Raw genomic sequence first — 23,978 nt, 5'->3', positions numbered from 1 at the left:
GCTACGCGCGCCACCCTCAGGGCAGGCTGGATCATCAATCAATGTGGAAAGTCTTTCCATTATGGAAAACCACTATCATTTTGTGATTCGCCCGGCCCAGAGGCATGGCCAAATACGGCCCATGCCTCTGCCCAAAAACGTCATTTCCCCATGAGCACCCTTCTCGAACGAAGCTTTAAAACCCTGGAGCAGCTGGCCGCGCACCCCGAGGGGCAAACCGTCTCCATGATTGCCACCACGCTCGACATGCCGCTCAGCGCCACCCACCGCCTGCTGGCCGAGTTGTGCCGTTGCGGCTATGTGCGCCAGGTGCGTGAGCAGGGCGAATATGTTTTGACCATCAAGCTCGTGTCGCTGGGCCTGGGCTTTTTGAGCGCGTCCGGCGTGGTTGATGTGGCGCAGCCGCTGCTCGACAGCCTGGCCGAAGAATCGGGCGAGCTGGTGCGCCTGGCCGTGGTCGACGGCGACGACCTCACCTTTGTCGCCAAGGCGCAGGGCGCACGCCGCGGCCTGCGCTATGACCCCGACATGGGCCTGTCGGTGCGCCTGTCGTGCAGCGCCGCCGGCCACGCCTGGCTGTCGACCATGAGCGACGAGGAAGCCATGCGGCTCGTTACCAGGCAGGGCTTTGGTTTGCCCAAAGACTTCGGCCCCAAGGCCCCCACCACCGTCAAGGCGCTGCTGGCCTATGTGCAGGCGGCACGCAAGCGCGGCTTCAGCATGATCAACGAAGTATTTGCCCCGCAGATGACGGCCATGGCCGCGCCGGTGATGTCGCCCACGGGCGCGATCGGCGTGGTCACCATCGCCGGACCGCTGGTGCGCCTGACCGAGGCGCGCATGGAGGAGTTGTCGGAAGCTTTGCTGCACACGGCTGACGAGATTCGCGCGGCGAGTGGTGCGTCTGCCATGTTCAAGAAGCGGGCCTGAACAAGCGCCCGGGCTGGTCTGTTGGCCGAGAGAAGGGCCTATTGCAGGCTCAAAAAGCCAATTTCAGGCATCCATCGGGCCACACACCAATACATTAAAAATGTCTTACGCTGACCGCGCCCCTGAAGCGGCCATATGCTCGCCATGCGCAAAGCCGTGATTTCCACCCTTGCCGCAGTCCTCGCCGGCGCGGCCCTGTTGGTTTGGTGGGCCAAGCGCGAGCACAGGCCCGAGGAAGCCATCGCCGCGACCCATGCCTACATCGAAAGCGTGGACACCGACCCCGGCTGGAAAGCCCGGCTGCGCAGCTGCGTCAGCCCGACTTCGTTCACGCCCTTCCAGACCCATGGCAACCGCCTTCGCCGCCTGGCCGGTGGCCAGGACCCTGATCCGACGGAAGTCAGCGTGGATTTTTTTGACTGCTCGGTTCGCTTTTACCTGCGCAAGCAGGGCCCCGGCTCCTGGCGGGTCTACAAAGTGCAGAGCCATGCGGGCTAGAACCTGGCGCCCTTGAACCGGTCCGACCTGCCGGAGTGCAGGTATCCCCTCCAGCACACTGCACAATCCGAAGAAAATCACCAGAATCCTCGCTAGCTAAAAGGAAACCTCGATGGCTACCAACGCCTCGCTTGCCAAACTGTTCGCCCCGACCGGAACGCTGCGCGCCTCCATCAACCTGGGCAACCCCATCCTGGCCAATGCCGACCCGGCCACGGGCGCACCTTTCGGCGTGTCCATAGACCTGGCGCGCGCCTTCGCCGAAAGGCTGGGACTGCCCCTGGAGCTGGTGGTGATGGACACGGCAGGCAAGTCCGTGCAGGCGGTGAACGAGGAGCGCGCTGATTTCGGTTTCTTTGCAATCGACCCGGTGCGCGGCAAGGAGATTGCGTTCACCGCGCCCTATGTGCTGATCGAGGGTTGCTACCTGGTGCGCGAAGATTCTCCGCTGCGCGCGAATGAAGAGGTGGACAAAGCCGGCCGCCGTGTCGCGGTGGGCCTGGGCAGCGCCTATGACCTGTTTCTGACCCGGGAACTCAAGCACGCGGAAATCGTCAGGGCGCCAAGCTCACCGACCACGGTGGCCACTTTTGTGGAACAAAACCTCGACGTCGCAGCCGGCGTCAAGCAGCAACTGGAAGCCGATGCCCGCCAGATCGGCGGCCTGCGCCTGCTTCCCGGCCATTTCATGGTGATACGCCAAGCCATGGGCGTGCCCAAGACGCGCGGCGAAGCGGCCGCCGATGCGCTTCGTGCGTTTGTGGAAGACATGAAGGCCAGCGGTTTTGTGGCGGAGGCCCTGGCGCGCCATGGCATAGAAGGCGCCGCTGTTGCGCCTCCGGGTTAAAGCTTCAGAGTCAGCCGACGCCAGGCGCCTTCCAGCTGGTCCTGCATCAACGCCCCGCCGGCAAAGCTGAGCTTGCGTTGCTCGGCGGCGGGCAGCAGCAAAACCAGGCTACCCTGCACCGGCGGCTTTGCGCCTTCGCGGGACACCGCGATGTGCAGGCCTTGCGCGGTGGATTCGACGCGCAAACACCACTGCCCATAAGCCCCGCTGCGCCAGGCCTGGCTATGGCCATCGTCTTCAAAACAGCTGGCTTCGAAATTGCCCTCGCCTCGCTGCGGAAAGACCTGGAAGCCGCGCACATCCTGCGCGTTCGCGAAATGGACCTCGCCGAGGTTGAGCGGTATGGCGCAGCCTTCGCGCGCCAGCAAGGGCGGCGGGCCGTCCAGCGGCGCTTCCAGCGTCACCGATTGGCCGGCATCAAAGCGCCGCGCCGTGTGCACTTCGTACCAGCCCCCGGTGCCTGGCAGCCACACGGGGCGCCGCGTCTGGCCGGGCTCGACCACCGAGGCCACCAGCAAGTTGGCGCCCAACAGCATGTCGTCGTTTTCTTCCAGGCAGCGCGTGTCTTCAGGGAAGTCGTGGTAGGTCGGCCGGATGATGGGTTCGTAGGCGCTGTGATAACGCCACACGAGGTCGTAGAGGTAGGGCATGAGCCGGTAGCGCAGGCGTATCAGCTCGCGAATTTGCGGCGTTACCTCGGGGTACATCCAGGGTTCGTTGACGGTCTTGTCGTCGTTCCATGAATGGATGCTGAAGCGCGGCAAAAAGATGCCGTGCTGCACCCAGCGCAGCAACAGCTCGGGCCCGGGCGCGGGGCCGGAGAAGCCGCCGATGTCATGCCCGGTGTTGGACACGCCCGACATCGCGAGACCCAGGCCCATGCGGATGTTGTAGCGCAGGGTTTCCCAGGCCGTGTAGTTGTCGCCCGACCAGGTCTGCACATAACGCTGCATGCCGGCGGCGCCTGAGCGCGACACCAGGTAAGGCCGCTCGGCGGGCGCGAATTCGGTCTGCGCGGCGTGCGAGGCCTGCATCATCAGCAGGGTCTGCAGCGGGCGCACCTCGCGCGCGGGCCGCGGCGCGCCGAAGCCGTGGGCCAGCGCCTTGTCGCTCCAGATTTCATATTCGTTGTTGTCGTTCCAGGTGGCGGGGATGCCGTACTCAAGCAGCTGCTCAGTCACCTGCTTTTTCCACCAGTCTATGGTTTTGGGGTTGGTGAAGTCGAGGTAGGCGCCGGTGCCGTCCCAGAACTGGATGGCGGTGGGCTGGCCGTCCGGGTCCTGCACCAGCAGGCCGGCCTGCCGGGCTTCTTCGAAGCGCGGATGGTTGCCGAGCAGCGCGGGCTTGATGTTGGGCACCAGGCGCACGCCGCGATCCAGGTAGCTTTGCACAAAGGCCGCCGGGTCGGGGAATTTGTCGCGGTTCCAGTTAAAGACGTAGCGGCCCGGGCCTATCGAGGTGTAGCCCGACGACAGGTGAAAGGAGTCGCAAGGAATGTCGTGCTCTTCGCAGCGTTCGAGGAACTCGCCCATGCGCTCCTGCGCATTCGGCGCGTCGGTGTAGCTCATGGTCGATCCCGAATAGCCCAGTGCGTAGCGCGGCGGGAAGACCGGCCGGCCGGTGAGCCAGGTGTAGCGGCGCGTGATGGCGGCCGGGCCGTCGCCGGCGATGTAATACAGGTCGAGGTCGCCATGGTCGGCCACGAAGTAGCGGTAGTGGCCGTGGTAGTTGTCCATCTCGCGGCCCATGTCGAAGCTGCAGTCGGACAAGGTGTCGTAAAACAGGCCGTAGCTCAAACCGGCGTCATGCTCGCCACCCTTGCGCGTGATGTAAAACGGGATGTGTTTGTACAGCGGGTCGGTGCTGCGCGCGCTGTAGCCCATGGGGTCGAGGTTGCACATGCGGTAGCGCTGGCCGGCGCGGTTGGCGTCGCCGGCGCGCTCGCCGAGGCCGAAGTAGGCCTCGCCGCGCTCGCGCTGCAGGTAGTGGTAGACCTTTTCGTCCCACCAGCCGAAGTTGTAGCTCTGCGTGGAGCGGTCGGCAGCGGTGGCCTGCCAGCAGCCCTGGTGCAGGCTTTCCCAGCGGCAAAAGAAGCCCTCAAGCGAGACGGTCAGGCGCACGGCGGCGGTGGTGATGCGCAGTTGCGTGCCGTCCTGCTCAAGCTCAAACTTGGGCAGCGAAAAGCCGCTCACGTCAAAACGGTCGCGGCCTTCGACGGGGAGGTTTTCCAGGCCGGGCGCCACCGTCCAGCTGCGCGGCATTTGCAGTTGGCCTTGCGGCAGCAGCAGCACGCGGACGATGTCTTCTTCAAGCACCCAGATGTGGGCCACGGCGGCGCCGTCGCTGCCCAGTACAAGGTGGTTGCCGCTCTGGGATTGAAGGGTGAATACGGGAGGGTGGTCCAGGCGCATGGTCGAAAAATTCGGGAGAGATCGGGAGTCGGATTGGGCAGGCGCGGCGCTCACAGGCGCAGGCCGTTCTGGTCGAAGTAGTGCAGCTGCTCCGCAGGCGCACTCACCCGCACGGTGTCGCCGCGCTTGATGGCCGTCTGGCCGCTCAAGATCAACTCGAAAGGTGCGCCGTCCACCACCTTGCCGTGCAGGATGCTGGTGCTGCCGAGCTGCTCAACCTGGGACACCACCAGTTGCAGCGGGCCGTCGTTTGACAGCTGCGCGTGTTCGGGCCTGATGCCCACGGTCTGGGCGCCGGCCTTGGCGCCCGGAATTTCAGCGGCCGGCACAAAGTTCATGCGCGGGCTACCGATAAAGCCGGCCACAAACTGGTTGCAGGGCCGGTTGTACAACTCCAGCGGCGAGCCGACCTGCTCAATGCGGCCGGCGCGCAGCACGACGATCTTGTCGGCCATGGTCATGGCCTCGACCTGGTCGTGGGTGACGTAAATCATGGTCGCACCCAGGCGGGCATGCAGGTCGCGGATCTCGGCACGCATGGAGACGCGCAGTTCGGCATCGAGGTTGGACAGCGGCTCGTCGAACAGAAACAGCTTGGGTTCGCGCACGATGGAGCGGCCTATGGCCACGCGCTGGCGCTGCCCGCCCGAAAGCTGGGTGGGCTTGCGCTGCAGCAGCGGTGCGAGTTGCAGCATGGTGGCCGCGGCGTTGACCTTGCTTTCGATCACGGATTTCGCCACGCCCAGGTTTTCCAGGCCGAAGGCCATGTTGTCGTAAACGCTCATGTGCGGGTACAGCGCATAAGACTGGAACACCATGGAGCAGCCGCGGTGCGCAGCGCTGACTTCGTTGACGCGTTGGCCGTCGATGCGGATGTCGCCGCTGCTCGCGGGCTCCAGCCCCGAGATGATGCGCAGCAGCGTGGATTTGCCGCAGCCCGAGGGGCCGACGAAGACCACGAATTCACCGTCTGAAACGGTCAGGTCCACGCCGTGGATGATGGTGGCTTTGTCGAAGGTTTTGACGACGTTGGCGAGTTCAAGAGTGGCCACGGGGAGTCCTCGGTTTATTTGACGCCGGCACTGGCAATGCCGGTCGCGATGTATTTCTGCAGGAAGGCAAAGACCAGGGTGATCGGGATCAGGGTGATCACGGTCATTGCCAGCAGGTAATGCCACTGCGTGTTGAGCTCGCCCTGGAAGGCGTTGAGCGCGAGCTGCAGGGTGAAGTGCTCCGACTTGGACAGCACGATCAGCGGCCACAGGAAATCGTTCCAGCGCCACATGAAGGAGAAAATCGCCAGCACCGCCATGGCCGGCGCGGCCAGCGGCAGGATGATCTTCCAGTAGATGCGCCACTCGCTGGCGTTGTCCATGCGCGCGGCCTCCAGCAGCTCGTCCGGAATGGTCAGCATGTACTGGCGCAGCAGGAACACGCCGGTGGGCGTGGCTACCGCGGGCAGGATCACACCCCAGAGGTTGTTCAGCAGATTGAGCTCGGAGATCACCAGGAAGGCCGGCACCAGGATGATGGTGGGCGGAATCATCAGCGTGGCGATGATCAGCACAAACACCGTCTTCTGCCCGGTGAACTGGTATTTGGAGAGCGCAAAGGCCGCCATCGAATTGAACAGCAGCGTGAGCAGGGTGGCCACCACGGTGATGAACACGCTGTTCCACAAATAGGTGCCGAAGGCGAACTTGCCGAAGATTTCGGTGTAGTTGCTGCCGGCGAATTTGAGTTCGTTGACCGGCTTGCGGTCGTTGATGTTGACGCGCAACTCGGTCTGCGGCGCTGCGGGGTCGACCATGGTGGCGACCAGGCCTATGCGCCGCACCTGGGCCAGCTCGCGGGTCTTGCCCTGCTCATCCTTGGCCTGATACAACGGCAGCGGTTTGTCGTAGCCGGCCACCACCACTTCTTTCTGGGTGTAGGGCAAAAAGGTGGGCGGGAACTGGCTCAGCGCGCTTTCGGTTTTGAACGACGATGCCACGAGCCACAGCACCGGGCCGAACATCACGATCAGGCCGGCCAGCAAGTAGGCGTAGGAGACCCAGTCGGTCCAATGCAGGTGGGTGCCACCGTATTTATGGCCCTTGGTGCGGGTAAAGAAATTTGCCATGACCCTTGTCCTGTTCTCTGCTTATTTCTTTGTCTTGCCGGCTTCGCTGGCCTTGGACAGCCGCAACTGCGCAAGCGTCAGGGCCATCAGTCCGGCCGCCAGGATCAGCGAGGCCGCTGCCGCCAGGCCGTAGAGGTGGATCTGCTCGGCAAAGCCGGTCTGGTAGATGTACTGCACGATGAAGGTGGTGGCCGAGCCTGGGCCGCCGCCGGTAAGCACAAACACCTCGTCAAAGCTTTGCACCGCGCGGATCATCACCAGCACCAGCACCACGATCAGGTTGGGCATGAGCAGCGGCAGCGTGATGCGCCTGAGCACGCGCCACGGCGGCGCGGCGTCCATCTCGGCGGCTTCGTAGACATCTTTGGGGATCGCCTGCAGGCCGGCCAGCAGGATCAGCGTGTAAAAACCCATGTGGGCCCAGATCGACACCACCACCACCCAGAAGAAGGCCCAGTGCCTGTCCAGCAACCAGTCCATGGGCGAGCCGCCCATGGCCACCAGCGCGGCATTGAACACGCCCTGGCTTTGCAGCAGCCATTTCCAGATCAGCGCCACCACCACTGGCGACAGCAACACCGGGTAAAAGAACACGCCGCGCCAGAAACCGCGGCCTATGATTTTTCGGTTCAGCACCAGGGCCGTGACCAGCGAGAAAAACACCATCAAGGCCACCTGGATCAGGCTGAACTTGACCGTGTTGGCAATGGATCGCCAGAAGATGTCGGTACGGCAGGTTTGCAGGTCCGCATAGTCGCGGCATTCCAGCAGGATGGCGAAGTTCTCCAGCCCGGTGAAAGGCCGCTGCGTGGGCAGTAAATTCACCCCGCCGGTCACCGCGTACACCAGGTTCACCGCAATGGGCAAAAAGGTGAAGATGCTGATGATCACCAGGTTGGGCCCGACAAAAAGCCAGCCTATGCGCGAAGCGCCCAGCCATTTCTGGCCCAGCCGGAAAACCGGCTCGAACAGGTTGAACAAAAAGCCCAGAAAGGCCGAAAAGACTGACATACCGACTCCGATCTACTGTCCCATCCGCAGCACACTGCACCGCTGCCTTATGCCAGGGATACCGCGGAACTGGCTTCGCCAGGCCGCAGGTATCGCCCCCTGCAAAGGGGGGAGGCGCGCACGCAGTGCGCGCCACGGGGGTGTGCTACTTCTCGGCTTGCTTGACCGCCTCAGCCATGTCGGTGCCGATCTTGGTCACGGCCTCATCCACGCTGATCTCCCCCACGATGGCCTGGGTGACGCGGGTCACGGTCGGCAGCATCAGGGCGCGGTTGTACTTGTAGCCTTGCAGCGCATAGGCCGGGGCCGCGATGGTGCCGGTGCCGTTGGTAAAGACGGTCAGCGCCGCCTTGGCGGCCGGGCCCGCACTGGTGTACGCCAGGCCCCGCTTGGCCACCCCGGCGTGGGCGGGAATGGTGTTGGTGCGCGATGCGAATTCGGCGACATTGGCCTCCTGCGCCATGAAGTCCAGGAAGCGGCCCACCTCTTTCGGGGACTTCGTGGTCTTGAGCGCCACCCAGGCCGCGCCGCCGGGCATGCCCGAGCAGGCTGCGGGGCCGCAAGGGTTGGGCACGGCGACCCAGTCGAAGGCATTGCCGATTTCCTTTTGCATGCGGTTGATCTGCCAGGAGCCCGACAGGATCATCACTACACGGCCGTTCTTGAATTCGCCCACGGCATCGGCATAGCTGGAGCCGCCCGAGCCGCCCCAGACATCCTTGAGCATGGTGCCGTCCTTGTGCCAGCCGACGAACTTGCCCACGGCGGTCTTATAGCCCGCGTCAACCGTGAGGTTGCCCTTGGCGTCGAAGATCTTCGCGCCGTAGCTCACGGCGGGGCCTGCGAAGCGGTGGCCCGAGCGGTCCCAGGCCATGGCGGCCGGGGTCTGCGTGGCCTTGGCCACCTTGCGCGCCGCATCGACCCACTCTTCCCAGGTGGCCTTGGGGCCGGGCATGGGCACCTTGGCCTGCTCGAACAAGGTCTTGTTGACGAAGGGGCCGGTCATGGTCATTTGCGACAGGAAACCGTAAATGCCCTTGTCGCCCGCCTTGTTGCGCATCCAGGGCAGGGTGCTACCGAAGTTGTCTTCCCAGTACTTGCGGTCCTTCACATAGGCGCTGATGTCGATGTAGTTCTTCGACAGGCCGCCGATCTCGGCGACACGCGCGATGTCGGGGCCCTGGCCGGCCGCGAGCTGCACGGGCAACTGCTCGACCACGGTCTTGTAGGGCACCACGTCGAGGATCACCTTGGCGCCGGCGTTCTGGGCTTCATAACGCTTGATGAGGTCGGCCGTGACATCACATTCATTACCGTCCTGGTAGCACATGACGCGGATGTCGGCGAAAGCGCTGGTGGCCAGCGTGGCGACGGCGGCGCCCAGGAGGCCGGCGCGCATGGCATGGCTGGAGAGGGAGCGAAGTTGGAAGTTCATGCTTGTCTCTTTCTGGAAAAAAGGAAAGTGGGGCCGATCGGTCGTCGGCTTCAGGAATGCGCGTCGGCCACCGGCGACGTGAAAACCATGTCGTCCTGTGCCGTGGGTTTGCGATTATTGGGAACTTTGAAGTATTATGGCAAACGTTTGCCAAGGCTTGGCAATCGTTTGCCACACTTGTCATTCGCGGTTTTCTCGGTTATATGTTGTTGATGGCACGCACCGATCGCGCCGCCGGTCGGCCACCCGCCGTCGCCCTTGTTTTCCCACAATACGACCCATCGATGCTTCGCTTTCCACTCGCCGGACTCCCGCCTCGCCATCCGCCTGTCCGGCCTTCGCGCCAACCTAACATTCGCTGCGGCGTCCAGACCCGGCAGGCCTGCCGCCCGCAGCGATGACCGACGACACCCCGCGCAGGCGCAAGGGCGTCGGCCCGGTTTCGCTGAGCGAAGTCGCCGTACAGGCCGGCGTCTCCATCTCCACCGTCTCGCGCATCGTGAACGGCGAGACCCGGCGGGCTTCGCCGGAAACGCTGGCGCGCGTGCGCGAGGCGATCAAGACCGTGGGCTACCACCCGAACCAGCTGGGGCGCGCGCTACGCAGCCGTGAGAGCCGCCTGGTCGCGATGCTGGCCGCCAACCTCGACAACCCGGTGATGGCCACGCTGGCCGCCTCCACCGAGGCCGCGCTGCGCCAGGCAGGCTACACGATGATCCTGTGCGACACGCACGACCGGCCGGAGCTGCAGGACGACTATCTCAATGCCATGCGTTCGCAGGTCGTGCAGGGCTACGTGATGGTCGCGGCCCAACCCAGTGACGGCCTGCGCGACTTCGTGGAGCGCGGTGCGCCCATGGTCTTCGTCAGCCGGCGCAGCCCGTTCGGCACCTGCGCCTTCGTGGGGCCGGACAATCTGGCGGCCGGCGCCGCCGCCGCAGACTACCTGCTCGACCGCGGCATCGATGCCCCGGCCGTGGTATTTCCGTCACGCGGATCGTCCACGACCCGGGAACGCGTGCAGGGCTTCTGCGAGCGGGCCGTCGCCAGGGGCTTGTCAGCCGACCGGATCCGCCGGGTGGAGGCCCCGGGCATCTCGCACCTGGAAATCGGCTACGCCGCCGCGGCCCAGTTCGCGGCGCCCGGTGCCTGGCCGCGCGGCGCGATGTGCATCAGCGACCAGGTCGCCTACGGGCTGCACCGCGTGGCCCGCGAGAGCGGGATCCGGGTGCCCGGCGACTGCGAGCTGGTCGGCATCGACGGCAACCCGATCAATGCCTGGCTCGCCCCGTGGCTCACCTCGGTCGAAATTCCGCACCAGGATTTCGGACCGGTCATCGTGGACCTGATGCTGAGCCTGTGGGGCGGCGCAGCGCCACGCGAACGCCTCATGCCGCACCGCATGGCGGCTGCGCTGGAGACCTGAAACTGGCCCATCACCCTGAAAGGAGCACCCACATGAGCACACGGCACCTCACTTACCGCGGCACGGTCTACCCCTGGCATTGCGACCATGTGGGCCACATGAATGTGATGTGGTACGTCGGAAAATTCGACGAAGCGACCTGGAACCTGTTTCACCAGATAGGCATCACCCCCGGCTACCTGCGCGAGCAGGGGCGCGGCATGGCGGCGGTGGACCAGCACATCGAATACAAACGGGAACTCAAGGCCGGGGATGTGGTGACGGTGTACTCGGAGATTCTTGAGCTGCACGACAAGAAAATCCGCTTTCGCCACGAAATGCGCAGCGCGGACGGCGGCGAGGGGGACGGCGAACTTGCCGCGGTGACGACCCTGCTGGGCGTTCACATGGACACACAACTGCGCAAGTCCTGCGCGTTCCCGCCAGCGCTGGGCCAGCAGATGAAGGCCTTTATGCAGGTCCAGGGCGGGTAGCGCCATACCTGAAACGTTTGAGGCACCGACGGGCACTCTTGCACCGGATGCGTCAAGCAGCGGGTTTAGGTCTTTTCCAGATCACGCCGTCCACCAGGTAGTGATGGAAATTCACGGTGAAATGCAGGATGAACACGGTGGGCAGTCCCAGCCAGACCAATTGCTGGCCGGCCACCGACAGCGCTTGGTACATCACTGCCCCCAACACCATGCATACGGCGAGATATTTGCCCGCGTTTTTCAAGGGCTTCACCAGGCGCTGAAGGTACTGAGTATCGACAGGCCCCAGCGCGTCACGCCGAACATTTTGCAGCCATACAAACAGCAGGTATTGCAGGTTGTGCCAGATATTGACCACCAGCCACCCCGACGTGATGTCTTTGACCCACAGGTAGGCCACGCTGATGACAAGCAGGTGCGATGCCACAAACAGGCTGTGTCCCACGTTAAGCCGCCCCGCCAGAGCAAGGCGTATCTGCCGATATGCCCACCATGCGCCGGCAAGGATGGCGACTATGCCTGTTGCGTCGGCCAACGCAGCGTTAACAGGCGGAAGATAGATGGGATATCCATAGAAAAAGTCGGGGGCCGCTGCACACCGATGCATCAAACCCCACAGGGGAAAGAGGTAGATCAGGCTTTCCGACAAACGATCAGGGCCCGCCGCTTGCGGGTCGGCCCTTCTGTACGCCCTTGAAATACCGAAGGACTGCCGGGTGACATGGTAGGTCTGGGCAATGAAATACAAGGTGAACAAGCCACCCAGCTCATAGGCCAGCGCGACCATAGTGACAAGAACCAGCACGATGGGCGGCAAACAGAAAATCAGGAACCAGTGCCTTTTAACGTGGGCTTTGTCAAACCCGATGCGGGTGTAGGTGGCAATGACGTGGGGGCTGGCGAACAGCCAGACGTCGACCAGCACTACCGCCAAAAACATCGCCGGCGAGATCATCGCCAAAGCGCCCAGAATCAGCGCAATGCCGACCGTGCCAAAGAGGAACAGCCTGTCAAACCACGGTCCGTAGAGGAGTGGGCCGTGATTGGCGGTATCGACCGGCCAGTGCAGGTTCATGTCACAACCATAGGGACCGGAGGCGGCCGCGGAGAGCCAGGTGGAACGTATTTTGGCGGCCGGGTGAATTGGGTTCTTGGCCGAAGATTGCGTTCCGTCGACGCCTTGATCTGCTCGTATGCGCTGTTGAGGCCGGCCTCAAACCGCGAAGCCAGCGTCAGCCTGCCGGGCATGGCAGACAAACCAGCGGGCGGCAATGTCTGGTAGGGGTCATACCACGGGCTGGCCTCACAAGGGTAGCAAAGCCCATCGGCATCAAACTGGCTCCGGAATTGAATGGAATAGACCACCCCACCGGGTTTATCGCTGTCGATGGGAAATGAAAAATCCACAACAGAATCAGAGGCATCGGCGGCAGGATTGCTGTCGCGCAACAGGATGAAACCGGAATCAGTGAGGGCGCGGACCCACTCCCGCTTCAGATCCGGCAGTTTGACCTTGACGTAGGAGTTGTCGTAAGTCCAGCGATTACGCTCTCCACCCCATGCGTTTTTGTAATCAAACCCGCGCTGGGGATCCAGGTAGTTCAGGGATTTGTTTTTGATGGACGAATACGCTTGGTCAATGTCCGGGTAAAGCCTGCTGCTCAGGTCGTACTGGACCATCCATGGAAATTTCCCGATGTCCGTTTCGTCCTGTATTTTTCCCCATCGCAAAAAACAGTTCATGCACCGGCCATTGACAACGGTGCCATCTACCTTGAATCCAAAAATCACAACACCGTATTTGCCATTCTTGTCCACGGGATAAGAAAACCGGAAGACCGTGGCGCTGTCTGCGTCTTTTTTGGCGGCAAGCAGGGTGAAGCCGGATTCCACAAACGAATCAGTCAGGATTTGATTCAAATCCTGCACTTTGATGTTTTTGTAGATCGCCATCGGGAATGCGTTCGGCGTTCCTATCTGCCTTGTTGCAATCGGGTTTGCAAGCTGCTGGGCGCTTGAAATGGAAAAACACCCCAACCCCAGGGCCAGGAACACTGCAATTCTGGGCAACATTTTTTTAATCCCCTCCGATGATTTCAAAGGCGATTAGAAATCAAGGCCGATTCCCGTCAAGAGGCGTTTCTACTGCAAGTCCAGATCTTTTCTCTGAATTGACCGGTATTTGAGCCAAACTCATCGAGCGTCACCTCTGGACCATAAAAAAAGCGCCCTGAAGGGGCGCTTTTTTGGACGCAGCCTCTGGGGCCGCATCGGCAAACGGCTCAACCCTGGTGAGGACGCTTGCCGGGGTTCTTTTTGCTGCGGGTGTGCGAACCGCGCTCGAGGCTGATCTTCTGGCCGCGGCCGGTGGTGATGGTGTAGCCCTTGGGAGGGACTGGCTTTGGGGCGCAGATGTCGGCTTCGACTCTGATTTTCTTGGGCATGGAGAACTCCGGTTAAAAATGGCGTAGCCCGCGATTTTAAGCCACTCCGGGCTCCGGGCCGCTCCAGGGGGCGATCAGGCGTACAAGGCGGCTGGCGCCTGCTCCCGGGCGCACTGCTGCCGGGTCGCCGTGAGCGCGCGGGCCACGGGTTCCCAGGTGCTGGCATAAGCGGGCAGTGCATCGGGCGCGAAGGCGGTGTGCGGCCAGTCTGAGCCCCAAACCATGCGTTGCCCGAACAACTCCGTCACCTTGTGAATAGTGGCATCGAGCGCCTGGTACGGCGCCGGCGCCCCCAGGCGGTACCACCCCGAAAGCTTGACCCAGGCGCCCTGGCCCGCGAGCTGCTCCAGAGCCCGCCAGGCCGGGTGGCCGGGCGCCAGGCCGGCGTGCAGGCCGGCAAGGTGATCGAGCACCGCCGGCACGGGCGTGGCGGCATGCAGGGCCGCGATCACCGGCAGGTCTTCAGGCGAGGCATACCACTGCACATGCCAGCCCAGCGCGCGCAGACGCGGCGCCAGGGCCTGGAAGCTGTCCAGCGCACCGGGCCCTTCCGCCGCCCTCAGGCTGTCGCCGACGGGTGACACCAGGTTAAAACGCACGCCGCGCACACCCAGCGCATGCATGCCGGTCAATGCCGCGTCATCCACCGAAGGCGGCAGCACCACCACGCCGCGGTGCCGCCCCTGGCCGGCGCGCAGCGCATCGAGCAGCACGCTGTTGTCGGTGCCGTAGACGCTGGGCTGCACCAGCACCAGGTGGCCGAAGCCGTGGGCCTGGGCCAGTTGTTCAATGTCGGCCAGCGGCCGGTGCGCGGGCCGGTAGTGGCCGCCGGCCACGGGCGCCTGCGCATCGAACACATGGACGTGGCTGTCCCAGCCGGGTGCCACCGGTGCTGTCACTGGATGCTGCATGCCTTAACCTGCGGTGATCTTGCGGTCCTTGATGATGCGGCCCCACTTGAGCTGCTGGGCCTTGAGGAAGGCCTGGGTCAGTGCCTCGGGGCCTTCGGGGAAGACCTCGCCGCTCAGGCTGCGGATGCGGCCCAGCACTTCGGGGTCGGCCATGGTCTTGCGGATGGCGGCGACCAGCGCGGCCCTGGATTTGGCGTCTATGCCGGCGGGCGCCAGCACCGGGTTCCATTCGAGCACCTCGTAAGCCGGCACGCCGGCTTCTTCCATGGTCGGCATGTCGGGCAGTGAACGTGTGCGGCGGCGGCTGGTGACCGCCAGCGGGCGCAACCGGCCCGACTGGATCTGCCCCAGCGAAGAAGCCACATTGGCAAAGAACAGCGGCACCTGGCCGGCCATCACGTCGTTCATGGCCGGGCCGCCGCCACGGTAAGGCACATGCACCAGCTTCACGCCTGCCAGGTCTTCAAACAGCGCGCCCGCCAGGTGCTGGGCCGAGCCGTTGCCGGAGGAGGCATAGGCGATCTGCCCGGGTTTGGCCTTGGCCAGGCGAATCAGGTCCTTGACGCTTTTGGCTTCAAAACCGGGCGTGCACACCAACACGTTGGGGAACTGCGCCAGTACGGCCAGTGGCGCGAAAGCCGTGTCGGTGTCGTAGGGCAGCTTGGGATAGAGCGCGGGATTGACGGCGAAGGACGAGGCATCGACCAGCAGCTGCGTGCCGTCGGGCGTGGCGCGCGCCACCTGCGTCGCGGCGATCTGGCCGCCTGCCCCGGGCTTGTTGTCCACCAGTACGGGCTGGCCCAGGAATTCGGCCATGCGCGGCGCGATCAGGCGCGCCATCAGGTCGGCGCCACCGCCCGCGGCATAGGACACCACCAGCGTGATCGGCTTGCCACCGGCAATCTGGCCCGCGGCGTTTGCGGCGAAGGCCCAGGGTGCGGCGACGGCGGCGCCTGTGGCTTGCAGCATCAGGCGGCGTGAGAAGTTGTCAGGGGTGTGTGACATGGGTGCTCCGGTTTCGTGAGTTCAGTTTGTTCAGTGGGGTTTGGCAAAGTGTTCGAGTGGCGACGCGTTCCCTTCACGGTCAAGTGATCGTGACGGTGTAGTGAAAGGCATGGGCATCACCTCGGGTGTGGCGCACTTCCACGCAATGGCCGGCCAGGTCATAGGCGCAGCGAGTGACCCATGCGCAGGGGTGGCCGGCCGAAAGGGCCAGGTGCCTGGCCTGCGCAGCCGTCAGCGCGCCGAAGGCGATTTCATCGACCGCGCGGGCCACATGCACACCGCAGCGCTCGGCAAACATGGGGTAAAGCAGGTCGCCCCAGCTGCCGGCATCGCCCTCGGCGAGCCCTGCGAACAAGGCCAGGGGCAGCCAGATCTCCTCATAAACACAGGGCTGGCCCGACAGCGAGCGCACGCGTTGCAGGCGCAGCGCCGTGTCGCCGCGCGCCAGGCTCAGGCGGCGCGCCACCTCGGCGGGCGCGCCCAGCACCTGGCGCGAGACGATGCGCGAAGCGGGCACCTCGCCTGTGCCTTCGCCAAAACGGAAGAAACGCATCATGGTGCCGCCCGTCATGCCGGCGCGCACAAAAGTGCCGCGGCCATGGATGCGTTCAATCAGCCCCTGCTCGGCCATCAGTTCCAGCGCGCGCCGCAGCGTGCCTAGCGCCACGCCGTGCTCGGCGGCCAGGGTCTGCTCGGCCGGCAAGGCGTTGCCCGGAGGCCATTCGCCCGCCACCACGCGGGCGCGCAAGGCCGCGGCCAGCGCGGCGTAACGGCTTTGGCCCGGTTCTGCGGGCACCACGGTGAGGGAGGGCTTGCTCATGATTGATCTAGTCCTATAGATGACTAGATCATGTCACGGGCGAAGCGAGTCGCCTCCTAGGGTTTTCACGTAGCGCCAGGGAGCGAGAGGCGAAAAAAAAGCGGCGCCCTTTCGGACGCCGCTTTGCGCGGGGGCTTGGCCGCTCTTATTCGATGGTCGCACCCGAAGCCTGCACGATGCCCTTCCACTTTGCATAGTCGGTCTTGAGCAGGCTGGAGAACTGCTCGGGCGTCATGTTCTGCACTTCGGCGCCCTGGGCATGGATGGCGGCCTTCATGTCGGCCGTGGCCAGCAGCTTGTTGACCTCGGCATTGACGGTGGCCACGATGTCCTTGGGCGTACCGGCCGGCATAAAGAGGCCGTACCAGGTGCTGACGTCAAAGTCCTTGTAGCCGAGTTCGGCCACGGTGGGCACCTCAGGCAGCGAGGTGCTGCGGCGCGCCGAGGTGACGGCCAGCGGACGCAGCTTGCCCGACTTGATCTGGGAAATGGCCGAGGGCAGCGAAGACACCATGAGGTCCACATTGCCGGCCAGCACGTCCATCATGGCCGGGTTGGAGCCTTTGTAAGGCACGTGGCGCAGCTTGATGTTGGCGGCGCTGTTGAAGATTTCACCGGCCAGGTGGATGGTCGTTCCATTGCCGGGCGAGCCGTAGGTGACGCTGTCGGGCGCGGCCTTGGCGGCGGCCACCACGTCGGCCAGGGTCTTGAAGCGCGACTGCACGCCGGTGACGATCACGACCGGCGTGTAGGCCACGTGGGCCACGGCCACCAGGTCTTTGGTCGGGTCGTAGCTCAGGTTTTTGTACAGCCACGGCGCGACGACCAGGTTGTCTTTCTGACCCATGACCATGTCGTAGCCGGTGGGCGCGGCGCGCACGGCTTCGGCGATGCCAATGGTCCCGCCCGCACCGCCGCGGTTGTCGGGAATCACCGTCCACTTGCTGGTTTCCGTCAGCTTGGTAGCCACCAGGCGCGACAGGATGTCGGTGCCGCCGCCGGGCGGGAAGGGAACGATCAGGCGGATGGGCTTGGCCGGGAAAGGCTGGGCCTGCGCGGCGCAGAGCACCAACGCGAGGGCGACGAAGGACAGAATTTTGCGAAACATGGGGGAAAGTCTCCAGATGGGGCTTGCAAGCATAAGGCCCATGATGGGTACCCCGCGTGCGGCCGGTTTTTGACCCTCGATTTTATTCGCCGACCTGTCTATACAAGGCCTGAATGGGCCGTGATCCGCGGGGGCCGGCCTCGCGGCCGGCGATGGGCCCGTGGCAATTCGCCGTTTCCAGTGCAACAGCGGCCTATGTCACACGACCTTGCGGGATCAGGTATGAGCGGATCATCATCGCGAGTTCACGCTTGAGGCCCGGCGACGCCAAAGTTCCTCTCCGGGTAGCACCATGAATCACGCCTTCGACCGCGGAAGAAAGCACCTGGACCATGGCCTCGACGGCCAGGCCTTTCCGACGGCCGGCCTTCGCAACAATCGCTCGGTAACGCTCCAGGTACTCGGATTCGAACGCGCGATGCGCGGAGCTCCCGGCGCCGCCCGGCACCTCGTCCAGCAGCACCCGGTGGAGGGCGGGATGAAGACTATGGACCGCAACCATGCCATCCACAAGATCATCAATCAGCTGGTCCAGCGACGCGCCCTGCCCGGCCTTTCGCAGCACCCCCAGCACGTCGTCCAGGTGATGGCGCCGGATGGCATCTACCAACACCAGCTTGTCGGGGAAATATTGGTAAATGGAGCCAATGCTGACGCCGGCGACCTCGGCAACCTCGTTCGTCGTGAAGCCAGCCCAGCCCCGGTCGGCCAGAACGCGAGCCCCGGCTCGAACGATGACCTCCACCGTAGCCCGGGAACGCGCCTGGCGCGGCTCTTTGCGCATCGATGACCGTGCCGCTGAAATGCGAGTAGACACGTGACCCCATTCCCAAGAATATATGTACATGGTACTCACATTCCTCGAACAACAAAGGACACCTTCAACATGAGCGCTATCGCATTGCTGCGGACCCTTTTTAGCTACCGCGCCTGGGCCAATGCCGAGTTCCTGGACAAGATGAAGGGCTTCGATGCCAACCTGCATGCCGAAGACCGGCAGGCCGCCCTGCGGCTGCTCAACCACAACTACATCGTTGACCAGATATTTGCGGCGCATCTCGTCGGTGCTCCGCACAGCTTTGCCGCAGACAACACGCCGGACACACCCACACTGGAAGACCTGCGCCAGGCACTGACGGCTTCCGACCGCTGGTACCTGAACTACCTGGAAACCGCCACGCCTGAACTGTTGTCCGAATCCGTGCCCTTTGTGTTCACCGACGGGGACCGAGGGTGCATGTCACGCGAGGAAATTCTGGCCCACCTTGTCATCCATAGTGGCTACCATCGCGGCGAGATCGGACGCATCATGTCGCGGCTCGCAATCAGCATCCCATGGGACACCTTCGCGGTGTACCTGCACCAGACCGACCCGTCGCGCCGGTTGAACGCGTAAGCCCAGCCGATCGAGCGGCGCAACGCACCGGACTAGATCATCTCAAGGGGAACCGGGCCCACAGGTGGCTGAAAAAGCGCGTCCAACTCGGCCAGTTGTTCGTCGCTGAGCAGAATCTGTGCCGCCGCGACGTTCTCGCGCAATCGGTCCGGGTGGCTGGTTTTGGGGATCGCGATCACGCCCTGCTGCGCCAGCAGCCAGGCCAGCGCGGCCTGGGCCGGCAGCATGCAGTGGCTTTTGGCGAAGCGGGCCAGGCCCGCATGCCGCAAGAGGCGCGCCTGCTCAATCGGTGAATAGGCCATCACCGGCACGCGGTGCTCGCGCAGCCAGGGCAGCAAGTCCCACTCGATGCCGCGGCGCGTGAGGTTGTAGAGCAGCTGGTTGGCCTGCACATCCTTCCCGCCGGGCAAGGCCCACAGCTCTTTCATATCCGCGATGTCCAGGTTGCTGATGCCGTAGTGCCTGATCTTGCCGGCCTTTTGCAGTGCCATGAAGGCCTGCAGGGTTTCGGCCAGCGGCACCGAGCCGCGCCAGTGCAGCAGATAAAGATCAATGCGGTCGGTGCGCAAGCGGCGCAGGCTGCGCTCGCAAGCCGCGACCATGCCGGCCTTCGACGCATTGTGCGGATAGACCTTGCTCACCACAAAGGCCTCGTCGCGCCGGCCTTGCAGCGCTTCGCCGACCAGTTCCTCGGACAGCCCTTCGCCATACATTTCAGCGGTATCGACCAGCGTGCAGCCCAAGTCCAGGCCCAGCCGCAAGGTGGCGATTTCATCGGCGCGGCGCGAAGGCGCATCGCCGACGTTCCAGGTGCCCATGCCCAGGGCGGGGACGGCTTCGCCGCAAGGAAGCAATACGGTTTTCATGAGAAACATCTTAGCCCCGCAGAGGCGGCAGCGCGGGTGGCGCGGTCATCTCAGTGATGCGCGTATGGAATCAATGGTGGCCGAAGAATTCATGTTTCCGTCGGCCCCGCGACGTAGCATGGCGTGGCTTTCATTGCGCCACGCGCTCACCTGATGGAGATCCACATGAAGATCATTCGAAGCAAGGATTTCACCGCGACACGCGCCTGGGGCGCGATGACGGTGGCCAATATGCAGGGCATCACCACCCGGCTGCACTGGACCGACAAGCCCTACAAGTGGCACATCAACGAGGGCGAAGAAGTGTTTGCCGTGCTCGACGGCCGCGTCGAGATGCGTTACCGCGACAACTGCGGCCAGTGCTCGGTGATGCTGGAAACCGGCGACATCTTTTTCGCGAGCGCGGGCACCGAGCACATCGCCTCGCCGGTGGGCGAGGCCCGCGTGCTGGTAGTTGAAGTGGAGGGCAGTGACTGAACTTACGAAGCCGCAGCAGGTAGCGGCAGGTTGACCAGCAGGTTTTGCGGCTTGAGCCTGAGCACGCCGCCGGCGTCCATCATCAGTCCCAGGTAGACCGGCTTGCCCGCCACGTCGGCGCGCATCTCGCGCGGATCGGCAAACTCCAGCCGGAACAGGCTGACCAGCCGCTGCAAACGCGCCGGCTCCACCTCGCGGCCTTCATACAAATCATTGAGCAGCGCCGTGGCCCCGGCGTCCAGGCCTACATGCCAGCGCCAGGCTTCGTCGTCCACTTTTTGCACCGGGCGTATGGTGACGGCCACGCCCAGCAAATGCGCAGTCCATTTTTGCAGCACCACGGCCAGCGCCTTGAGGCCGGATCGCGCGCGGACCACGGTCAGCACCAGGCCGTGGCCCAGTTCATTGTTGAGTTCATGCGTAAGGTCCAGCAGAAAACGGTGACCGGCCCCCTGTTCCTGCCAATAGGCAGCCGCGTTGTCGTCAGCCAGCACCCGCAGCTCGATGGCCGGCACAGGCGCCCCGGCCTCGGCCAGGAAGCGACCGAAATCGCCCACGCCGCCGGTTTCATGGAGCATGTCCAGCACCGCCAGGTCGCCGCTGAGCACCCGGCCGCCTTCGGTGCTGATGCGCTGCGCGCGAAACAGCATCTCGGCCGCGCGCAGCTCATAGGCATCCGTGGAATCGGCCAGCAAGTTGCTCAGGATGGCCTGCACGATCAGATCGATGAAAAGCGGCGGTATGTCGATGCGGCCCGTGCCGTCGCGCGGAAACAGGCCCAGGTAATAAGCCTCCAGCGTGCCCGCAGCCAGCAGGCCGTCGCGAAAACGCAGGAAGTGCGCATAGTTGTCCCGAGCGTCGGCATCTTGCAAGGCCTGCAATTCGCCGGACGCCACGGACTTTGAGGGCGATGCCACCAGCGCGGCGTGCAGGGCGCGCTCGGCGTCGCAGGACTCGGGCACCAGGGCCAGCTCGGGCCGCCCCACAAAGAGCCGCAGGTAATCGTCGGTGGGCCGCAGCCAGCCACGCGCTGTGCGCTGCAGTTGGTGAAAGCCGCTGGAGGGCCAGAAATCTTGCATGGGCGACATGGTCTCACATCATTTATGCCGGGGTCGTTTGCCGGGCATTACATCCTGTTTCATCGCCACCGTGAATCGCGCAATCTTTACGAGCTGTTAGCACTCCATCCATCTTCAGGCGCGTTGTCATGGGTATGGTGGTCTTAGAGCATTGAACAGGCTCTTAGGGCCACAGAGCCACTGGCTTCATCCGGCCTCATCAACGGTCACATCGATGAGGCCCCAACGACAGGAAGAGAGCGTGCACCATGACCCGCACCGACACCGAACCATTTCGCGACGACTCCGGCCAAGAATTCCGGGGCTTTCGTTTCTCAGACCTCTATTGGTACCTTGTGCTGCTGGCGGTCGCCTTTGTGCTGGCGCTGCTGCAGCCCATAGCCTGGGCCCAGCAACCCGCACCACAGGCTGACGCGATAGACCCGCCCGGCCGCGTGGCCCGGCTCAACCTGGCTGAAGGCCCCGTGAGCTTCGCACCCGGCGACGCCAATGATGCATGGACTGCCGCCAGCTTGAACCGGCCGCTGACCGGCGGTGACAGGCTCTGGACGGGCCCGCAGGCGCGCGCCGAAGTCTATGCCGGCTCCACCGCCGTGCGCATGAACGGCCAGACCAGCCTGGACCTGCTCGCGCTGGACGACAACAACACCCAGCTGCGCCTGGCCCAGGGCACGCTCAAGCTGCGCGTACGCCAGCTGTTTGACGGCCAGCGCCTGGAAGTCGACACGCCCAACCTGGCCTTTGTGGTGTCACAGCCCGGCGACTACCGCCTCGACGTTGACCCGGCCGGCAACACCACGCGCGTGATCGCGCAGACCGGCAGCGGCGTGATTTACGGCGATAACTCAACTTCGGTCAACATCGCCGCCGGCCAGCAGGCCAACTTCAGCGGCACACAGCTTGTTCCGGCGGGCCCCGGTGCTTCACGCCAGGATGATTTCGACCTGTGGGCCGCGAACCGCGACCGGCTCGAGGACCGGTCGGTGTCGGCGCGCTATGTGCCGCGCGAAACCGTGGGCTACCAGCAGCTCGACAGCTACGGCAGCTGGAGCCAGGACCCGGGCTACGGCGCCATCTGGATACCGCGCGCCGTGCCCGTCAACTGGGCGCCCTACCGCATGGGCCACTGGGCCTGGGTTTCGCCCTGGGGCTGGACCTGGGTGGACGACGCGCCTTGGGGTTTCGCGCCCTTTCACTACGGCCGCTGGGCGCAGATAGGCCCGCGCTGGGCCTGGGTGCCGGGGCGGCTGGCGCCGCGGCCGGTGTACGCGCCCGCGCTGGTCGCTTTTGTGGGCGGCAGCAGCGGCGGCGTGAACTGGAACATCTCGATAGGCGGCGCGGCCCGCCCCGGTGTGGGCTGGTTCCCGCTGGCGCCCGGCGAAGCCTTTCGCCCGGCCTACCGCGTGAGCCCGCGCTATGTCACGCAGGTGAACAACAACATCGTGGTCCACAACACCGTCAACGTGACCAACAACGTGACCAATGTTTACCGCTACCAGCGCCAGCCCGCCGCCGTGACGGCCATCAGCCGCGAGGACTTCGAACGCGGCCGGCCGGTGCGCGTGCAGCAGGCGCTGAGCCGCGCCGACCTGGGCCGCGCGCAACTGGTGGCGGACCGCAGCGCACTGCCGCAACGCCCCAACCCGGCGGAGCTGCGCGAGCGGCAGCGCCCGGTAGCCGCGGCCGCCTTGCCGCCGCCCGCCGTGGCCACGCGGCCTGTGGTCAGCAGCCGCGACGGCAGGCGTGACGAGCACCAGGCTGATCGCCGGGACGACCAACGAAACGGCCGGCGCGATGACAACAGGGATGAAAGGCACGCCGGCCCCCCAGCGCCAGGCAATGCCGGTCCCGTACGGCCCGTCCTCACTCCAGTACCGGATCGCACTGCCCTTGAAGCGAGCCAACGCGCACAGCGCGACCCACAACGCGAGCAGCAACGCCAGCAAAGAGAACAGCGGGAACAGCTGCAGGCGCCCCAGCTGGAGCAACAGCGCCGCCTGGGTGAAGAACCCATAGGCCAGCGCGCCCTGCGTGAACAGGCGCAGCGCGACACGCGGGCCCGCAACGAGGCACAGGAACGAGCCCAAGCGGCCAATGCCGCAGCCCGCGCCACCGCCGACCGCCATGCCGCCGAACAGGCGCAGCGCAGCCAGCAGCAAGCCCAGCGCGAACAGCAGCGCCAGCAAAGGGAGCAGCAGGAAAAACTGCAAGGGCCTCAGCTGGAACAGCAGCGCCGCTCGGGTGAAGAAGCCATAGGCCAGCGCGCCCTGCGCGAACAGGCCCAGCGCGACCAGGAAAACGCACGCCAGCAGCAGGCCGCGCAAAGGCAGCAACAACAGCGACAGCAGCAGTTGCAGCAACAGCACCTGCAACAACAGCAGCAACGCGCACAGCAGGAACAGCAGCACCGGGCGCAAGCGCAAGCGCAAGCGCAAGCGCAAGCTCAGGCCCAGGAGCAACAACAGCGGCGGCAACAGCAACAGCAACAACGCCAACAGCAGGCACAGGCACAACAACAGCAAGCCCAACGCGAAGCCGCTGACCAAGCCAGGGAAACCCGCCAAGCCAATGCACGCGACGCTCGCGGCGACGGAGGCCCCAACCGCAATCGAGAACAGTAAATAGGGCCCCCACGCTTTTCACTTCGCCTTCGGCTCCGTGTAATGCGCTGCCCCCGAGGGGGCGCTGCGCCTGCGGCCCCTACTTGGACTAAGAGTTT

The 23,978-nt window shown here is 64.4% G+C and carries 23 protein-coding genes; 8 read left to right on the top strand and 15 right to left on the bottom strand.

Annotated elements, in window-relative coordinates:
- Window positions 1-150 precede the first annotated feature (150 nt).
- From AC1DXS_RS13785 to AC1DXS_RS13775, 3 genes are all read left to right on the top strand, one after another.
- Entirely contained in the window at window positions 151-930 is a 780-nt protein-coding gene (locus AC1DXS_RS13785; RefSeq protein ID WP_477738049.1) for an IclR family transcriptional regulator, read from the top strand.
- Between the two features lie 135 nt (window positions 931-1,065).
- Window positions 1,066-1,428, top strand: a complete 363-nt coding sequence (locus AC1DXS_RS13780) for a hypothetical protein (protein WP_477738048.1) — start codon at window positions 1,066-1,068, stop codon at window positions 1,426-1,428.
- Between the two features lie 112 nt (window positions 1,429-1,540).
- Complete coding sequence (locus AC1DXS_RS13775; RefSeq protein ID WP_477738047.1) at window positions 1,541-2,275, top strand: ABC transporter substrate-binding protein; 735 nt, start codon at window positions 1,541-1,543, stop codon at window positions 2,273-2,275.
- On the opposite strand, the gene AC1DXS_RS13770 is transcribed toward AC1DXS_RS13775, so the two are convergent.
- The 5 genes from AC1DXS_RS13770 to AC1DXS_RS13750 form a co-directional block, all read right to left on the bottom strand.
- Window positions 2,272-4,686, bottom strand: coding sequence for a TIM-barrel domain-containing protein (locus AC1DXS_RS13770; protein WP_477738046.1), 2,415 nt, complete (start codon window positions 4,684-4,686; stop codon window positions 2,272-2,274). The genes AC1DXS_RS13775 and AC1DXS_RS13770 overlap by 4 nt on opposite strands.
- Before the next feature lie 50 nt (window positions 4,687-4,736).
- Window positions 4,737-5,738, bottom strand: a complete 1,002-nt coding sequence (locus tag AC1DXS_RS13765) for an ABC transporter ATP-binding protein (protein WP_477738045.1) — start codon at window positions 5,736-5,738, stop codon at window positions 4,737-4,739.
- 14 nt (window positions 5,739-5,752) lie between these two features.
- The gene (locus AC1DXS_RS13760) at window positions 5,753-6,808 is read right to left on the bottom strand and encodes a carbohydrate ABC transporter permease (RefSeq protein WP_477738044.1); all 1,056 of its coding nucleotides are present in this window, start codon (window positions 6,806-6,808) and stop codon (window positions 5,753-5,755) included.
- Between the two features lie 21 nt (window positions 6,809-6,829).
- A complete protein-coding gene (locus AC1DXS_RS13755; RefSeq protein ID WP_477738043.1) occupies window positions 6,830-7,819 on the bottom strand; it encodes a carbohydrate ABC transporter permease in 990 nt (329 codons plus the stop codon).
- 145 nt (window positions 7,820-7,964) lie between these two features.
- Window positions 7,965-9,254, bottom strand: a complete 1,290-nt coding sequence (locus tag AC1DXS_RS13750; protein WP_477738042.1) for an ABC transporter substrate-binding protein — start codon at window positions 9,252-9,254, stop codon at window positions 7,965-7,967.
- A gap of 397 nt (window positions 9,255-9,651) precedes the next feature.
- Between AC1DXS_RS13750 and AC1DXS_RS13745 the strand changes: the two genes are divergently transcribed.
- Window positions 9,652-10,680 carry a LacI family DNA-binding transcriptional regulator gene (locus AC1DXS_RS13745; protein ID WP_477738041.1) on the top strand — a complete coding sequence of 343 codons (1,029 nt, stop codon included), beginning with the start codon at window positions 9,652-9,654 and terminating at the stop codon, window positions 10,678-10,680.
- 32 nt (window positions 10,681-10,712) lie between these two features.
- Complete coding sequence (locus tag AC1DXS_RS13740; RefSeq protein WP_477738040.1) at window positions 10,713-11,153, top strand: acyl-CoA thioesterase; 441 nt, start codon at window positions 10,713-10,715, stop codon at window positions 11,151-11,153.
- Window positions 11,154-11,205: 52 nt separating this feature from the next.
- Here the strand turns inward: AC1DXS_RS13740 and AC1DXS_RS13735 are convergent, their stop codons facing one another.
- From AC1DXS_RS13735 to AC1DXS_RS13700, 8 genes are all read right to left on the bottom strand, one after another.
- Window positions 11,206-12,228, bottom strand: coding sequence for a hypothetical protein (locus AC1DXS_RS13735; protein ID WP_477738039.1), 1,023 nt, complete (start codon window positions 12,226-12,228; stop codon window positions 11,206-11,208).
- On the bottom strand, window positions 12,225-13,226 hold the full coding sequence (locus AC1DXS_RS13730; RefSeq protein ID WP_477738038.1) for a hypothetical protein: 1,002 nt from the start codon (window positions 13,224-13,226) through the stop codon (window positions 12,225-12,227). Before AC1DXS_RS13730 ends, AC1DXS_RS13735 begins: the two co-directional genes overlap by 4 nt.
- Before the next feature lie 209 nt (window positions 13,227-13,435).
- Entirely contained in the window at window positions 13,436-13,597 is a 162-nt protein-coding gene (locus AC1DXS_RS13725; RefSeq protein WP_007863796.1) for a hypothetical protein, read from the bottom strand.
- Between the two features lie 74 nt (window positions 13,598-13,671).
- Window positions 13,672-14,508 (bottom strand): amidohydrolase family protein, encoded by an 837-nt coding sequence (locus tag AC1DXS_RS13720; RefSeq protein WP_477738037.1) that lies wholly within the window; start codon window positions 14,506-14,508, stop codon window positions 13,672-13,674.
- Window positions 14,509-14,511: 3 nt separating this feature from the next.
- Window positions 14,512-15,513 (bottom strand): tripartite tricarboxylate transporter substrate binding protein, encoded by a 1,002-nt coding sequence (locus tag AC1DXS_RS13715; protein WP_477738036.1) that lies wholly within the window; start codon window positions 15,511-15,513, stop codon window positions 14,512-14,514.
- Between the two features lie 79 nt (window positions 15,514-15,592).
- Window positions 15,593-16,333, bottom strand: coding sequence for a GntR family transcriptional regulator (locus AC1DXS_RS13710; RefSeq protein WP_477738035.1), 741 nt, complete (start codon window positions 16,331-16,333; stop codon window positions 15,593-15,595).
- A gap of 145 nt (window positions 16,334-16,478) precedes the next feature.
- Window positions 16,479-17,441, bottom strand: a complete 963-nt coding sequence (locus tag AC1DXS_RS13705; protein ID WP_477738034.1) for a Bug family tripartite tricarboxylate transporter substrate binding protein — start codon at window positions 17,439-17,441, stop codon at window positions 16,479-16,481.
- A gap of 193 nt (window positions 17,442-17,634) precedes the next feature.
- A complete protein-coding gene (locus tag AC1DXS_RS13700; protein WP_477738033.1) occupies window positions 17,635-18,225 on the bottom strand; it encodes a TetR/AcrR family transcriptional regulator in 591 nt (196 codons plus the stop codon).
- Window positions 18,226-18,327: 102 nt separating this feature from the next.
- Here AC1DXS_RS13700 and AC1DXS_RS13695 point away from each other — a divergent pair, with 102 nt between their 5' ends.
- Window positions 18,328-18,837 carry a DinB family protein gene (locus AC1DXS_RS13695; protein WP_477738032.1) on the top strand — a complete coding sequence of 170 codons (510 nt, stop codon included), beginning with the start codon at window positions 18,328-18,330 and terminating at the stop codon, window positions 18,835-18,837.
- A 32-nt stretch (window positions 18,838-18,869) separates the two neighbouring features.
- On the opposite strand, the gene AC1DXS_RS13690 is transcribed toward AC1DXS_RS13695, so the two are convergent.
- On the bottom strand, window positions 18,870-19,703 hold the full coding sequence (locus tag AC1DXS_RS13690; RefSeq protein ID WP_477738031.1) for an aldo/keto reductase: 834 nt from the start codon (window positions 19,701-19,703) through the stop codon (window positions 18,870-18,872).
- Between the two features lie 165 nt (window positions 19,704-19,868).
- Here AC1DXS_RS13690 and AC1DXS_RS13685 point away from each other — a divergent pair, with 165 nt between their 5' ends.
- Entirely contained in the window at window positions 19,869-20,180 is a 312-nt protein-coding gene (locus AC1DXS_RS13685; RefSeq protein ID WP_413330334.1) for a cupin domain-containing protein, read from the top strand.
- Between the two features lie 2 nt (window positions 20,181-20,182).
- On the opposite strand, the gene AC1DXS_RS13680 is transcribed toward AC1DXS_RS13685, so the two are convergent.
- On the bottom strand, window positions 20,183-21,259 hold the full coding sequence (locus tag AC1DXS_RS13680; protein ID WP_477738088.1) for a DUF6352 family protein: 1,077 nt from the start codon (window positions 21,257-21,259) through the stop codon (window positions 20,183-20,185).
- Window positions 21,260-21,507: 248 nt separating this feature from the next.
- Here AC1DXS_RS13680 and AC1DXS_RS13675 point away from each other — a divergent pair, with 248 nt between their 5' ends.
- Complete coding sequence (locus tag AC1DXS_RS13675; protein WP_477738030.1) at window positions 21,508-23,880, top strand: DUF6600 domain-containing protein; 2,373 nt, start codon at window positions 21,508-21,510, stop codon at window positions 23,878-23,880.
- Window positions 23,881-23,978: the final 98 nt, after the last annotated feature.

Source organism: Polaromonas sp. P3_B1, from assembly GCF_056402935.1.
This window is presented reverse-complemented; position numbering and strand designations above follow the sequence as displayed.